Origin of the sequence: Ectothiorhodospira lacustris, from assembly GCF_022227845.1 — a bacterium.
In the GTDB taxonomy this organism is placed as follows: domain Bacteria; phylum Pseudomonadota; class Gammaproteobacteria; order Ectothiorhodospirales; family Ectothiorhodospiraceae; genus Ectothiorhodospira; species Ectothiorhodospira lacustris.
In genome coordinates this window covers 56,485-70,773 of the sequence record NZ_JAJNQN010000008.1, presented here as the reverse complement: position 1 = coordinate 70,773, position 14,289 = coordinate 56,485, and the positions used below count along the sequence as shown (strand labels likewise).

Annotated in this window: 11 protein-coding genes; 6 read left to right on the top strand and 5 right to left on the bottom strand. The window is 61.3% G+C overall.

Annotation, left to right across the window (positions count from 1 at the left end):
* Window positions 1-27: 27 nt before the first annotated feature.
* Entirely contained in the window at window positions 28-180 is a 153-nt protein-coding gene (locus LQ956_RS07720) for a hypothetical protein (protein WP_238622745.1), read from the top strand.
* A gap of 71 nt (window positions 181-251) precedes the next feature.
* Window positions 252-995, top strand: coding sequence for a hypothetical protein (locus LQ956_RS07715; RefSeq protein ID WP_238622746.1), 744 nt, complete (start codon window positions 252-254; stop codon window positions 993-995).
* A 3-nt stretch (window positions 996-998) separates the two neighbouring features.
* Here LQ956_RS07715 and LQ956_RS07710 read toward each other — a convergent pair whose 3' ends face one another.
* Window positions 999-1,976: a quinone oxidoreductase family protein gene (locus LQ956_RS07710; RefSeq protein WP_238622747.1), complete on the bottom strand. Its 978-nt coding sequence runs from the start codon at window positions 1,974-1,976 to the stop codon at window positions 999-1,001.
* 126 nt (window positions 1,977-2,102) lie between these two features.
* Here LQ956_RS07710 and LQ956_RS07705 point away from each other — a divergent pair, with 126 nt between their 5' ends.
* The 3 genes from LQ956_RS07705 to LQ956_RS07695 all read left to right on the top strand — a co-directional run bounded on the left by LQ956_RS07705 (window position 2,103) and on the right by LQ956_RS07695 (window position 7,481).
* Window positions 2,103-4,154 (top strand): putative bifunctional diguanylate cyclase/phosphodiesterase, encoded by a 2,052-nt coding sequence (locus tag LQ956_RS07705; RefSeq protein WP_238629772.1) that lies wholly within the window; start codon window positions 2,103-2,105, stop codon window positions 4,152-4,154.
* Window positions 4,155-4,179: 25 nt separating this feature from the next.
* A complete protein-coding gene (locus LQ956_RS07700) occupies window positions 4,180-5,337 on the top strand; it encodes an FIST signal transduction protein (RefSeq protein WP_238629771.1) in 1,158 nt (385 codons plus the stop codon).
* 278 nt (window positions 5,338-5,615) lie between these two features.
* Window positions 5,616-7,481 carry an ATP-binding protein gene (locus LQ956_RS07695; RefSeq protein WP_238629770.1) on the top strand — a complete coding sequence of 622 codons (1,866 nt, stop codon included), beginning with the start codon at window positions 5,616-5,618 and terminating at the stop codon, window positions 7,479-7,481.
* Here the strand turns inward: LQ956_RS07695 and LQ956_RS07690 are convergent.
* The 4 genes from LQ956_RS07690 to LQ956_RS07675 all read right to left on the bottom strand — a co-directional run bounded on the left by LQ956_RS07690 (window position 7,465) and on the right by LQ956_RS07675 (window position 12,736).
* Window positions 7,465-10,539, bottom strand: coding sequence for an efflux RND transporter permease subunit (locus tag LQ956_RS07690; protein WP_238622748.1), 3,075 nt, complete (start codon window positions 10,537-10,539; stop codon window positions 7,465-7,467). The genes LQ956_RS07695 and LQ956_RS07690 overlap by 17 nt on opposite strands.
* An 18-nt stretch (window positions 10,540-10,557) precedes the next feature.
* On the bottom strand, window positions 10,558-11,691 hold the full coding sequence (locus LQ956_RS07685; protein WP_238629769.1) for an efflux RND transporter periplasmic adaptor subunit: 1,134 nt from the start codon (window positions 11,689-11,691) through the stop codon (window positions 10,558-10,560).
* A gap of 127 nt (window positions 11,692-11,818) precedes the next feature.
* The gene (locus LQ956_RS07680) at window positions 11,819-12,163 is read right to left on the bottom strand and encodes a DMT family transporter (protein ID WP_238629768.1); all 345 of its coding nucleotides are present in this window, start codon (window positions 12,161-12,163) and stop codon (window positions 11,819-11,821) included.
* Between the two features lie 3 nt (window positions 12,164-12,166).
* Window positions 12,167-12,736, bottom strand: coding sequence for a TetR/AcrR family transcriptional regulator (locus tag LQ956_RS07675; protein ID WP_238629767.1), 570 nt, complete (start codon window positions 12,734-12,736; stop codon window positions 12,167-12,169).
* A 148-nt stretch (window positions 12,737-12,884) separates the two neighbouring features.
* Between LQ956_RS07675 and LQ956_RS07670 the strand changes: the two genes are divergently transcribed.
* On the top strand, window positions 12,885-14,273 hold the full coding sequence (locus tag LQ956_RS07670) for a cytochrome ubiquinol oxidase subunit I (RefSeq protein WP_238621733.1): 1,389 nt from the start codon (window positions 12,885-12,887) through the stop codon (window positions 14,271-14,273).
* Window positions 14,274-14,289: the final 16 nt, after the last annotated feature.

The following is a 14,289-nucleotide window of genomic DNA, read 5'->3' as shown; positions in this document are numbered from 1 at the left end:
CGTCGCTGGGTTCACTGGCTCAGACAGATGAACCTGATTTATGTTGCATTGCAGCGAAGATTAGCAGAAGCGCATGATGCCTGCATGTCAATTTGCGATTTTCGCAAGGTTCATCAGGTCTTTTTTGCCGGTTTACAAGACGCTGTTCCCCAGCCAAATCCACGCCGTATTCATGGTTGACATATGGATAGTTCGCCGGCTCATATGAAAACCTTCCCGATTGCCACCGGATTCAACCAGGAGCCGATCCGATGCCGTTGCCGATAAAGACTCTGATCGCCTTTCTGTTGATGGCAACGGGCCTGCCGGCCTTCGCCGCGGAGCGCTTTCAGGACTGGTGGATCAGCTACAGCCAGCCGAGCGAAGAACAAGGACTGACCCTGCTGGCCTATACACGCAGTGATGAAGGCCATGCCCTCGCGGTGGGCCAGACGCAGAACGGGCCGGTCAAGATCGCCCTCTTGGTCAAGGGCGGCCCACCCATTCGTATCAGGGATGGCTTGCTGGAAGCGGAGATCGATGTGGACACGAGATGTCAGAAGCACGCTCTCCAGCAGGATCCGGGTGCCGCTGCGGATCCCGATCCGTCGACGGGGACATGGACTCAAAGCCTGGAATGGCCGGTCTGGGAACCTTCCCGCGGACATTCACTGCCGCCCCTTCTGGAATCCTTGATGGAGGGACGTGAAATCCGCCTCAAGGTGGAGGATGATCAGGGGGATGCCCGTACCCTGAAATTTTCCCTGGACGGAGCCCGCCAGGCCATGCAGTGGATACTGGCACAGGGTCCGCTGACCGTGACCCACCATACCGTGGATACCCTCTCCGACAGGGCGGCCTTCGAGTGCCATCAGCGGGCCCGGGGGGAACGGACCCGCCTGGAGACCTGCTTTGACGCCATCGTATCCTGCTGGGACCGACACGCCCGCGGCTCGGTGCCGGCCTTTCAAGGCTGCCTTCGCAACAGTCGGATGGGGCTGGGCGGCAACTGGTAACCCTCAGGGCAGCAGGATGCTGCTGCCGGTGGTGCGCCTGGCCTCCATGTCTTCATGAGCCCGGGCGGTTTCCCGCAAGGGGTATCGTTGATGAATGGGCACTGCCACCACACCGGTCCTGACCATCGCGAACAGTTCCGAGGCGGCCCATTCCAGGTCTTCCCGGGCGGCAATGTAATGGAACAGGCTGGGTCGAGTGAAAAAGAGCGAACCTTTCCCTGCCAGCACGGCCGGATCCACAGGGGGCACGGGACCGGAGGCATTGCCGAAGCTGACCATCATGCCCAACGGTCGCAGGCAATCCAGCGAACCCATGAACGTATCCCGCCCGACCGAATCGTAGACCACGTCCACGCCGCGCCCGTCGGTGATTTCCCTCACCCTGTCGGCAAATCCCTCCCCGGCGCCCACTATGACGTGATTCGCGCCATGTTCCATAGCAAGATCGGCCTTTTCGGGACTGCCCACGATGCCGATCACCTCGGCCCCCAGATGCCTTGCCCATTGACAGAGCATGAGACCGACACCGCCGGCGGCGGCATGGACCAGGACATGCTGACCCGCCGCCACCGGCCAGGTGCGCCGCAACAGATAATGGACAGTCATTCCCCTGAGCATCATGGCGGCGGCGGTGTCGTCCGGGATATCCTCGGGCAGACGCACCAGCCTGTCGGCAGGCATGACCCGCCTCTGAGCGTAGGCACCCGGAGGAGGCGCGGCATAGGCCACGCGATCGCCGACCTGCAACCCGGTTACGTTCTCACCCAGGGCTTCCACCACGCCAGCCGCCTCCATGCCAAGACCGCACGGCAGCTTCGGCAACGGATACAGCCCACGACGAAAATAGATGTCAATGAAATTGAGACCAATCGCCGTCTGGCGCAGACGGACCTCCCCCGGCCCCGGCTCCCCAGGGGGTGACCTGACCCATTCCAGCACCTCGGGACCACCGGTTTTCTGAATCTGCATGACAAAGGACATGGGTCTGTCTCCGGATCATCATGTGAATCGTCGCAGGAACAACCTGAGCGAAGCATATTCGGTCAATCTTTGCCACCACCGCACCCACTCGCCACGGGCATGCCTGATACCAGAATCGAGTCATCAATGACCGCTGCCATCTCTAACATCCTCATCGTCGATGATGACCCCACCATTCGGCTCGTAATCCGGGTCGGTCTCTCTCGTCAGGGTTATGGGGTCATTGAGGCAGACAACGGCAAGCGCGGTGTCGAGGCCTTTGTACGGCACCGCCCAGATCTGATCCTGCTGGACGTGACCATGCCGGAGATGAACGGCTTCGACGTGGTGCGTGCCATCCGCGCCCATAATGAAGGGACTTGGGTTCCCATCCTCATGTTGACCAGCGCCGAGGATGTCCAGTCGATCGATGAGGCCTTCGATGCCGGGGCCACGGACTTCATGACCAAACCCATCAACCCGACCCTGCTATCCCGACGTGTCCGCTATGTACTCGGCGGTGCGGAGCGGGAAGCGGTGCTAAGGCAGGCCCGAGCCGAACAGGAAAGTGCCTGCCGATTGGCCAGGCTTGGATTCTGGCAACTGCATCGGCAATCCGGGGCAATGCGCTGGTCGGAAGACGCTCCTGCCGTGCTGGGGTGGCGCGAGCCACTCCCTGACCGTGTCGATCACTTCATCGCACTGGTGGATGCCGGGCAGCAGACCGAAGTGAAAAATCAGCTTGAACTGAGCATGAATCATCACGAAGGGCTTGACCTGGAAGTCCGGCTGGGAGATGGGGCCAGACATCGCATCCTGCGGATGCAGGGCAAGCCATCCGCGGACCAGGACACCATGGTCGGCGCGTTTCAGGATGTGACCGGGCTGCGTGCACTGGAAAATCAGGTGCTCTATCTGGTGGAGCATGATGAGCTGACGAACCTACCCAAGGAACGGCTGTTCCTGCGCCTGTTGCAGGAACAGCTGGACATGGGGTCGGGAGAAGAAGATCCATGGATGGTCATGGTTCTGGACATCGATCGGCTGCACCGCATCAACGATGCCTTCGGCCATGCCGCCGGCGACAATGTCCTGCGGGTGTTCGCCCAGCGTCTGCGGCAACATGCCGCCCCAGGCACCCTGCTCTGCCGACTGGAAGCCGACACCTTCGGCGTGGCCATGGCCATGGAGGATTCCCACGAGGCTTACCTCTCCCACCTGGACAAGGCGCATTTCATCAATGGCAAGGCCGTCTTCGTGGAGTTCTCCGCCGGTGCCGGCATCTACCCACGGGATGGATCCAATGCCGAGGACCTGCTGCTCCTGGCCCGGCAAGCCCAGCGCAAGGCCCGTCTGGGAAGCGGCACCAAGCTGGTGTTTCATCAGCAAGGCCAGGTGGAAAACAAGGCCATGGGCATCCTGTTGGAAACCGACCTGCGCCTTGCCCAGGACAAGGACGAGTTCTTCATGGTCTTCCAGCCCCAACAGGAATTGTCCAGCGGCAGGATCGTCGGCGTCGAGGCTCTCATCCGCTGGCAGCACAGCCAGAGAGGCGTCATCTCCCCCGTCGAGTTCATCCCCCTGCTGGAAGAGACCGGCAGAATACGGCATGTGGGGGACTGGATCATTGAGCAGGCCTGCCGTCAGGCGGCTGCCTGGCGACGTCAGGGCGTCAATCTGCGCATGGGGATCAACCTGTCCGCCCGCCAGTTCGAACAGGAGGATCTGGCCGACCGAATCCTGGCCTGCACGGAGCGGCACGGCATCCCGGCCCGTTGCCTGGAACTGGAAATCACCGAAAACATCGCCATGCACAGCCCTGAAGACACCATCGTAACCCTCAAGCGTCTCAGGGAAATGGGATTCAATATTGCCATCGACGACTTCGGTACCGGTTACTCATCATTCGGATACCTGCTGAAATTCCCGCTTAACACCCTCAAGATCGACAAGAGCTTCATCGAGAACATCACCGAATACAGAAACAGCCGGGCCATCATCCGTTCCCTGACGGCCCTGAGCCAGGGCCTTGGCCTCAGGACCATTGCCGAAGGCGTGGAAAACCAGCGTCAGCGGGACTATCTGGATGCACTGGGTATCAATGAGATACAGGGTTACCTGATTTCCAAGCCCGTCAGGGCCGATGAACTGCAGCACTGTCTGACCATGAAAAGCGTCGCCGACGCCGACATTCCGTGAATACCACTCCATGAAAACCAATCCCATGATCACGAACACCATCCACTTTCACATGGAACCGACCGGGCATCTCGATGCGCTTGTCCCTTGCCTGCAACGCATGGCGCGGGAACCCGGGGTCGAGAGCATCATGGTACTGGGCTGCGATCAGGACAACTGGCCGCATGAGGGGGCCACCCGGTTGTTCCGGGAGTGTCCGTTACCGGTATTCGGTGGCGTTTTCCCGCAGATCATCCATGAGCGCAAACCCTACTCCAACGGCACCCTGCTGGTCGGGCTGCCCGTCACGGCACAAATCGCCGTGGTGCATGGACTCAGCGATGCCCATGCCGATCTTGACCGGGACCTTGCACAGGCCCACGCCGCATGGCCAGAAGCACTGGAGAACAATACCGTCATCGTGTTTTTGGATGGTTTCTCCAGCCGCATCAGCGCCCTCATCGAGTCGCTGTTCCTGCATTTCGGACTGGATGTCAATTTCGTCGGCGGCGGTGCCGGGTCACTGAGCTTTGAAAAGAAACCCTGCATCATCACACCGAACGGGATTTGCCGGGATACCGCAGTCCTGGCCCGCATCCCTCTGGTCAGCCGCATCGGCGTCACCCATGGCTGGGAGCCCATCAGCGACACCCTCAAAGTCACCTCGTCGGAAAGGAACATCATCCATACCCTTGACTGGCAGCCGGCCTTCGAGGTGTATCGCCGGATGATCCGGGAGCATGGCGGCCAGGACATCACCAGAGAGAATTTTTTCGACATCGCCAAGGCCTATCCCTTCGGCATCTCCAAACTGGACAGCGAAATGGTGGTACGCGACCCGCTGATGGTAGTGGGCGATCAATCCCTGATGTGTGTGGGAGAAGTCCGGGAAGGTTGTTTCGTCAGACTGCTCAACGGCACCCCGGACTCCCTGATCCAGGCCGCCACCCAGGCCCGGGCCATCGCCGAATCACAGTGCACCGACGGCACCGCCGCCCCGGCCCTGTTCATCGACTGTATTTCACGGGTGTTGTTTCTCGGTGAAGGGATCCACCGGGAACTGGAGGGCGCCGGCGCCGGCATGCCCTTGTTCGGTGCCTTCACACTGGGCGAAATCGCCAATACCGGAAACGATTACATGGAGTTCATGAACAAGTCTTCCGTGCTTTGCCTGCTTGACATGGCACAGGGAGGGGTCCCTTGAGACGACTTGAAGCGACACAGATCCTCTACGAAATCGCATTCTCGGTCGGCCAGAGCCTGGATCTGAATCCAATGCTCAGGCACAGCCTGGGGACAATGATGCGACTGTGCAATTTCAACCTTGCCGTCGTCATACGTCTCATTGACGAAGCCTCGCCGGAGGTTTCAAGAACAGTCGTGGCGGCCATCCCCCGGAATGTGGTCCAAAGACCTTATTATCAGGCATTCATGGAACGGTCCGGGATACCAGACCATCCGGACACACTCCGCGCTTGGCTGATGCGTCTCCCCTTGCACCGGGAAGACGGCGACGCGCATCACTGGTACGTGTTCCATCTGACCGGTTTCGGCATCCTGGTCATGCGTAAGACCGGCACACCGATCAGTGAGGATCTCTTCAACTCCCTGCCCAAACTGATGGAGAAACTGGCACAGGCCATTCGCGCCTGCATCTACGAGCAGGAGCTCAAGCAACAGATGGAAGCCGCCCGCAGCGCCGAGCGGGCCAAGAGTCTGTTCATGGCCAACATCAGCCATGAAATCAGAACACCGATGAATGGTGTGCTCGGATTGCTGGACGTGGTACTGGATACCCCGTTGCCGGAGGAAGTGAGGGAACAGTTGAATCTGGCCAGACTGTCGGCGGAACACCTGCTGAGCATCATCAATATCGTCCTGGACCTGTCCAGGATCGATGCCGGCAAGATGATCCTGGAAACCCGGGATCTGGACCTGAAGGAACTGCTGTTGCAAACCCTGGGAAGCCAAATGCCCACGGCGGCGGCGAAGCAACTCAGGGTCACCCATCACCTGGACCCGGATCTGCCCGACTACGTCCGCGTGGATGCCACCCGCCTGCGCCAGATCCTGATCAACCTGCTCGGCAACGCCATCAAGTTCACCGAACAGGGAGAGGTCACTCTCCAGGGGCGGCTGCTTGCCCGGGACGAGGCGGCTTCCGAGGTGCAACTGTCGGTCAGGGACACCGGCATCGGCATTCCCACCCATGTGATCAGCAGGATCTTCGAAGCCTTCGAGCAGGGAGACAACACCTACAGCAGGCGCTACGAAGGCACGGGCCTGGGCCTGACCATCACCCGCAAACTGGTGGAATTGCTGGGCGGCGAGATCACCGTCATCAGCGAGGTAGGCAAGGGTTCTGAATTCACGGTCAGGCTTCGATTGCCCCACGGCACGCGACCAGAGCCCAGCGATACCCGGACGCCTCATGTCCTGCTTGCCGATCAGCTCAAGCAAATGCGTCTGAAAGTATTGATTGCCGAGGACAACTCCATCAATCAACTGGTGATCAGAAAGCTGCTCGGGCGCATTGATGCAGTCTGTACCGTGGCGGAAAACGGCATCGAAACGGTGGAGCTGGCTGCCCATCGACGCTTTGACCTCATCCTTATGGACATGATGATGCCGCTCATGGACGGCATGGAGGCCACCCAACACATTCGCCAGCAGGAGGCCGAAAATCACTGGTCACCCTGCCCCATCATTGCCCTGACGGCCCATGCCATGGCCGGTGATCGTGAACGCTTTCTCGCCGGCGGGATTCAAGGGTATGTGGCAAAACCCATCCAGTACGCCCTGCTGATTCAGGAGGTCCTTAATGTCATCGGCCATGATCATCATCCCGACACCGATTCAGTGTCGCCGAGCACCCTGGAAATCAGCAATATCCATGCTGAAAACGAACCGACCTGGTTCATGGAGGCCATGACCCTCGGCGCCCCCATCCCCGACCCGGCGCCCACCGATCAATCTCCCATTTTCAACTGGCAGAACGCACTCAGGCAGATCGGTGATGACGAACCTCTGCTGCTGCAAGTGCTGGCGCTTTTCCTGGAAAGCATCGATAACCAACTTCATGACATGCGGCACAATCTGGCGTCGTCCCATCTCGGCGATCTGGGCATCCAGGCGCATACCCTGAAGGGACAATGCGGAACCCTGTGCGCCCTGCCCGCCAGGGATGCCGCCCAACAACTGGAGGATCTCTGCCGCCAACAGGCCGAATTCCCGCGGATCCGGCAGGCGCTTCACAGCCTGCTGGAGCAGATGGACAGGTTGCTGCCGGCATTGCGGCAAAGACTGGATGCCGGCCCTGGGAACGATCCGGTCACGCCGCCCCGGTGACCCCGGCACGATCCCGGGCCAGGTAGGTATATATCGCCGGCACCACGAACAGGGTGAACAGGGTCCCGATGGTCATGCCGGCGGCGATCACCAACCCCATGGCAAACCGGGAACCGGCACCGGGACCACCGGCGATCAGCAGCGGAATCATGGCCAGCACTGTGGCGGCGGTGGTCATGAGGATGGGTCGCAGACGAATACCCGCCGCCTTCTCCACCGCCTCGCGCCGGGATAAGCCCTGTTCCTCCTGTAGCTTGTTGGCGAACTCCACGATCAGGATGCCGTGCTTGGCGATCAGGCCGATCAGGGTCAGCAATCCCACCTGGGTATAGATGTTCAGGGTGGTCAGGCCCAGGCTGACGAACAGCAGCGCGCCGGCAATGGACATCGGTACGGTCATCAGCATGATCAGTGAATCACGGAATGACTCGAACTGGGCCGCCAGCACCAGATAGATGACCACCAGGGCAAAGAAGAAGGTCACCACCAGCTGACGGCCCTCGCTCATGAACTGGCGTGACTGACCACCATAGTCCACGCTGTAGCCCGGCGGCAGGACATCGGCGGCAATCTCCTGCAGCACCGCCAGGGCGTCACCCAGGGTGACGCCGGGCCGAGGCACCCCGGACAAGGTAACCGCGTTGAGCTGCTGGAAGCGCTTGAGCTGCTGGGGATGCACCGAGTCCTTCAGGGTGATCAGGGTATCCAGGGGCACCAGTTCGCCGTCCCGGTTGCGGGTATAGAGGTCCTCGATCTGATCCGGCGTCAGCCGATCCACCCGTTGCAGCTGGGGAATGACCCGGTAGGAACGGTCATCCAGGGCAAAACGACCCACGAACCCGCCGGAGAACAGGGATGAAAGATCCGCTGACAGGGTCTGCATGTCCACCCCCATGAGGGCGGCCTTTTCCCGGTCGATATGGATCTCGGTCCGGGGGCGATCGATCTTCAGGTCGCCGTCGATGTAGATGAAGCGGCCGCTGGCCATGGCCCGGCCGATCACCTCGCGGGAGACCTCCAGCAGGTTTTCCGCCGGATCAGTGGAACGGATGACGAATTCCACCGGTGCACCGCCCCCGGCACTGGGCAGGGATGGCGGCACCAGCGCGAAGATGCTCAGACCCGGGATCTCTTCCAGGCGAGGCTGCAGTTCATGATCCAGAACCACCTGGGTGCTGCGGTCGCGTTCATCCCAGGGCGCCAGCACAAACCCGGCCACCGCGGAATTGGTGGCCCCCAGACCGCCCCCGCCGAAACCGTTGATGATGAAAATGTTGGACAGTTCCGGAATCTCGTCCAGATACCGGTTGATCACCGCCGTGTTGCGTTCCAATTGATCCAGGGTCATGGGCGCATCCCCCTGGGCGATGGAGAAGACAAAGCCCTGGTCCTCGGGCGGCTCCAGCTCACTGCTGCTGGTGACGAACAGGAAATAGCAGGACACCAGCACGATGAGACCGAACACCAGCACCACGTGACGATCTTCCAGGGCGCCGTGGAGACGGCGTTCATAGCGCCGGTGCAGTCCCTCGAAGCGGGCATCCAGCCAGGCCTCGAAACGCCCCTTGCTACCCTCGCCATGGGGCTTGAGCAGGCGCGAGCAGAGCATGGGGGACAGGGTCAGGGCGATGACCCCGGAGAGAATCACCGAGGCCGCCAGGGTGAAGGCGAATTCCACGAACAGGGTGCCGGTGATGCCGCCGACAAAACCGATGGGAATGAAGACCGCCACCAGACTGGTGGACATGGCGACGATGGGCCAGGCCAGTTCCCGGGCGCCCTGCAGGGCCGCCTCCAACGGCTGCATGCCCTCCTCGATATGGCGATGGACGTTCTCCACCATGATGATGGCGTCATCCACCACGATGCCGATGGCCAGGACCATGGCCAACAGCGTGAGCAGGTTGATGGAAAAGCCCATCAGCAGCATCAGGAACAGGGTGCCGATCAAGGACAACGGCACCGCCAGGGCCGGAATGATCACACTGCGCATGGAGCCCAGGAAGGCATAGATCACCGCCACCACGATCACCAGTGCCAGCACGATGGTGATCATGACCTCCTGAATGGCGCTCTCGATGTAGAGGGTGGAGTCGTAGACGATGTCCCCCTTGAGGCCCTCGGGAAACTGGGGCTCGATCTCCCGTGCCCAGACCTGACGCACATCGGCGATCACATCCAGGGCATTGGCGTCCGGCGAAACCTCAATGCCGATGAAGGTGGCCGACTGGCCATTGAAGCTCACGGAGCTGTCATAGCTCTCGGAACCTAGTTCCACCTGCGCGATGTCCTGCAACCGCACGATGGCCCCCTGTTCGGAGCGGACCACCAGCTGTTCGAAGGCTTCGGGACTGGACAGGTCCGTTTCCGCCGTCAGTTCCACCGAAACGAGCCGGCCCTTGGTGCGCCCCACTGCGGAGATCACGTTATTGGCCTGCAAGGCCCGGCGCACGTCGGCGCCGGTCACCTCCAGGGCGGCCATGCGTTCCGGGTCCAGCCAGATGCGCATGGCAAAGGTCCGTGCGCCCAGGATCTCGGCCCGCTGCACCCCCGGCAAGGTGGCCAGCTGAGGCTCCACCACCCGTACCAGATAGTCGGTGATCTGATTGTCGCTGAGCACCTCGGAATAGAAGCTCATGTACATGGCGGCAATGGTCTCGCCCACCGACAGCTGGATCACCGGCTCTTCCGCCTCCTGGGGCAGGTCCGAGCGTACCTTGTTCACCTGGGCGGCGATCTGGGTCAGCGCCTCGTTGGGGTCATAGTCCATGCGCAGATAGGCCTGCACCGTGCTGACACCGGAGACACTGGTGGAGACCAGGTAATCGATCCCCTCGGCGGCGGCAATCTCCCGTTCCAGCGGGGTGGTGATGAAGCCCTGAATGAGGTTGGCATCGGCACCGATATAGGTGGTGCTGACAGTGACCACCGCATTCTGGATCTCCGGGAACTGGCGCACGTTCAGGTCAAAACCGGCGCGGATCCCCAGCAACAGGATGAACAGGCTGACCACCGTGGCCAGCACCGGCTTGCGAATGAAGACATCAGTGAATCGCATCGGGGCTCTCCGGCCACATCAGGCGTTGGGCGGCGTGGGTGCCGCCTCTTCGCCGGGCTGCAGGTCGGGATCATCGCTGATCCTGACCACGGCGTTGTTGCGCAGCTTGAGCAGGCCACTGGTGGCCACCCGCTCGCCCGGTTCCAGCCCTTCCAGGATCACCACCAGATCCCCCCGACGCATCCCGGTCCGCACGAAGCGCTGGCGCACCCGCAATTCATCCCCCTCCCCCGGCTGGATCACATAGACCGAGTCGCCGTAGGGATTGAAGCTCACCGCCGACTGAGGCACCACCACCACCGTCGCAGACTCCCCCACGTCCAGGGTCACGCGACCAAACATGCCGGGGCGCAGCCTCTGCTCCGCATTGGGCAGGATGGCCTGAACCTCGAACGTACGGGTAGAGGCTTGCATGGCGGGCTCGATGGCCTTGACGCGGCCTTCAAAGCTATCCTGGTAGGCATCCACCATCACCTGCAGGGGCTGTCCGGCGACCACTTCGCCGATGCGACGCTCCGCCAGTGAGAAATTGAGGTAGATCGGATCCAGAGCCTGCAAAGACACCACAGGATCTCCGGCGGACAGGAACTGGCCCGGATTCACCCGCCGAATCCCCAGCTGCCCCGAGAAGGGCGCGGTCAGGGTCTTTTGCTGGATGCGGGCCGCCTGTTCCTGCACCGCCGCCGCAGCCTGTTCGGCCTCGCTCTCCCGGCGCTGCACTTCCGCTTCGGAGATATTGTTTTGACGCACCAGCCGACGGGCTCGCTCCAGTTCCAGATTCGCCAGGCGGGCCGCCGCCTCCAGGCGCCGCAGCTGAGCCATGTCCGTACGGCTGTCCAGGCGCAGGAGCATCTCCCCGGCCCTGACCCGAGCACCGTTCTCGAACAGGATCTCCTGCACGATGCCGCTCACCTCGGTGGTCAGCTCGGCCCCCTGCACCGCGGCAAAACTGCCTACCGCCTCCAGTTGCGGGCGCCAGACCTGTTCCCCGGCCTCAGTCGCCGTGATGGTGGCCACCGGCTCGGGCATATTGTCAAAGATGTCCGTGATCAGGGCACCGATGAAGGCTTTGTAGCCAAACACCGCACCCAGCAGCAGGGAAACCGCCAGCAGCATGAGGATCATGCGTCGATTGATGGGTCTTCTGTTCATGTCCGGGACACAGCCTTTGGCAGACCAGCAGAAAAGTTGATGGGAACGACCGCCGCCCAAGCCGCGGCGCGGAACCTGAAAAGAGGCAGATTACACTCTCCGGCCACGGAATCGGATACCTTGCACGTCAATGGGGCACAGTACTGGAAAAAACATTCAGGATGATGACCCCCAGAATGATGAAGCCGATGCCGATCCAGGCCGCCAGATCCAGAGACTGCCGAAAAACCAGATAACCCACCAGAGAAATAAGCAGGATGCCCAAGCCGCTCCAGAGGGCGTACGCCACCCCCACCGGGATGCTCTTCAAGACATGGGAGAGAAAATAAAAAGCCCCAAGATAGCAAAGCCCCATGAGCAGGGTTGGCGCGGGACGGGTGAACTGATCGGATTTTTGCAGGAACATCGTGCCGATCACTTCCAGCAGGATGGCCATTCCCAGCACACCGTACACGGCCAGAGATGGATTCATGGATTACGGGCTCCTCGTCATGTCTATCAAGTGCGCCAGCAACTCATCCTTTTGCCTGCCGGACTCCAGGATGGAATGCCCCTGCACCGCGGCCAGCCAGATCCCATCAGCGGCATACCGGGCCAGCACCAACCGGCCATCCTCATCGGATTCCCTGTATCGTGCCTGCTGGGCTTCCATCCAGCACTTCCAGCACTGTCTGATGCCCGGATCGGTCAGCATGGTCATCATGAGGCTCTGCCACTTGATGAACTCGTCCATGCCGATCAGTTCCATCGTCGCGGTCACATAGGCCCGGGTAAAACGCCCGTGGGGCTCGGCATCCAGGGCCATCAGGCGGTCGATACTGTGTTCGAAACGCTGCAACAGGTCATCAAAGATGGCCTCCACCAGCACCTGTTTCGAGGGGAAATGGTGCAACAGCCCCCCCTTGGTCACGCCGGCGGCGTCCGCAACAGCTTGCAGGGTCAGCCCCGACACGCCATGTTCGGAGCACAGGCGCGCCCCCTGATCCAGCAGTGCCCGCCGAACCCGGGCCGGTTGTTTCTTGCGCAAGCTGTCCTGAGGATTCATGGCGAGAACATACCAACCGGCTGGTATCTTTTCAATGCCCGACTCACAAACCATCGAGCCAACAAAGATTGACCAAAATCATGGGAAATAACAGGCACTCCGGACAGAATGCGAACCTTCAAAATCGGGACCCGAGGACCGAACCATGATGGAGCTTGACCCCCTACTCCTATCCCGAATCCAGTTTGCCTTCGTGGTCTCGTTCCACGCCATCTTCCCCGTCTTCACCATCGGACTGGCTTCCTACATCGCCCTGCTGGAAGGACTGCTCTACCGTACCGGCAACCTCGCCTATGAGCAGTTATCCCGGTTCTGGACCAAGGTCTTCGCCGTGGTCTTCGGGATGGGAGTGGTGTCCGGCATCGTCATGTCGTTCCAGTTCGGCACCAACTGGAGCGTGTTCTCCTATGCCAGTGCCAACTTCCTCGGTCCCATCCTGGCCTATGAAGTGGTCACCGCCTTCTTCCTGGAGGCCGTGTTCCTGGGCGTGCTGCTGTTCGGTCGTGACAAGGTCCCCCGGGGCACCCATCTTTTCGCCGCCTGCATGGTGGCGCTGGGCACCCTCATCTCCTCGTTCTGGATCCTTTCCGCCAACAGCTGGATGCAAACCCCGGCGGGCGTTGAGTTGCGGGACGGCATCTTCCATGTGACGTCATGGACCGAGGCGATCTTCAATCCCTCCTTCGGTCCGCGTTTCTTCCACGTGGCCCTGGCCTCATTCCTCACCGGCGGCTTCGTGGTCGCCGGGGTATCGGCCTGGTATTTGCTCAAGGGCAAGGCGCCGGAGGCATCCAGGAAGGCCCTGCAGATGTGCCTGATCATGCTGGCCTTCGCCGCCCCGGCCCAGCTGCTGGTGGGGGATGTGCACGGTCTCAACACGTTCAAGCACCAGCCCGCCAAGGTGGCGGCCATGGAAGGGGTATGGGAAACCACCGATGGCGCCCCCCTGCTCCTGTTCGCCATTCCCAGTCAGTCCCAGGAACGCAATTTCCTGGAGATCGGCATCCCCAACATGGCCAGCCTGATCCTTACCCATGAACTCAACGGCACCCTTCCCGGCCTGAAGGAATGGGCCCCCGAGGATCGTCCCAACATGCCCATCGTGTTCTGGTCTTTCCGGGTCATGGTGGGCATCGGCCTGCTCATGATCATCATTGCCCTGTGGGGTGCCTGGCTCACCTGGCGGGATCGCCTGGTGGAATCAAAACGCTTCCTGAGGTTGACCAGCCTGATGATTCCGCTACCCTTTGCCGCTGTCCTGGCCGGATGGTTCGTCACCGAGGTGGGACGTCAGCCCTGGCTGGTCCATGGCCTGCACCGCACCTCGGAAGGGCTAACCCCCTCCCTGACCGGCGCCATGGCCCTGTTCACCCTGACGGGATACATCACCGTCTACGCGGTGGTGTTCATCGCCGGCATCACCTTCCTGGTGCGCATCATCCGCCAGGGTCCCGATCAGGCGGACCTGTCGGAAGACCTGCCGGGTGCCCACGCCAAACGGCCGTTCTCCGCCGCCGACGACAAGACCATGGCCTGAAGGCCGGGAGCGCACA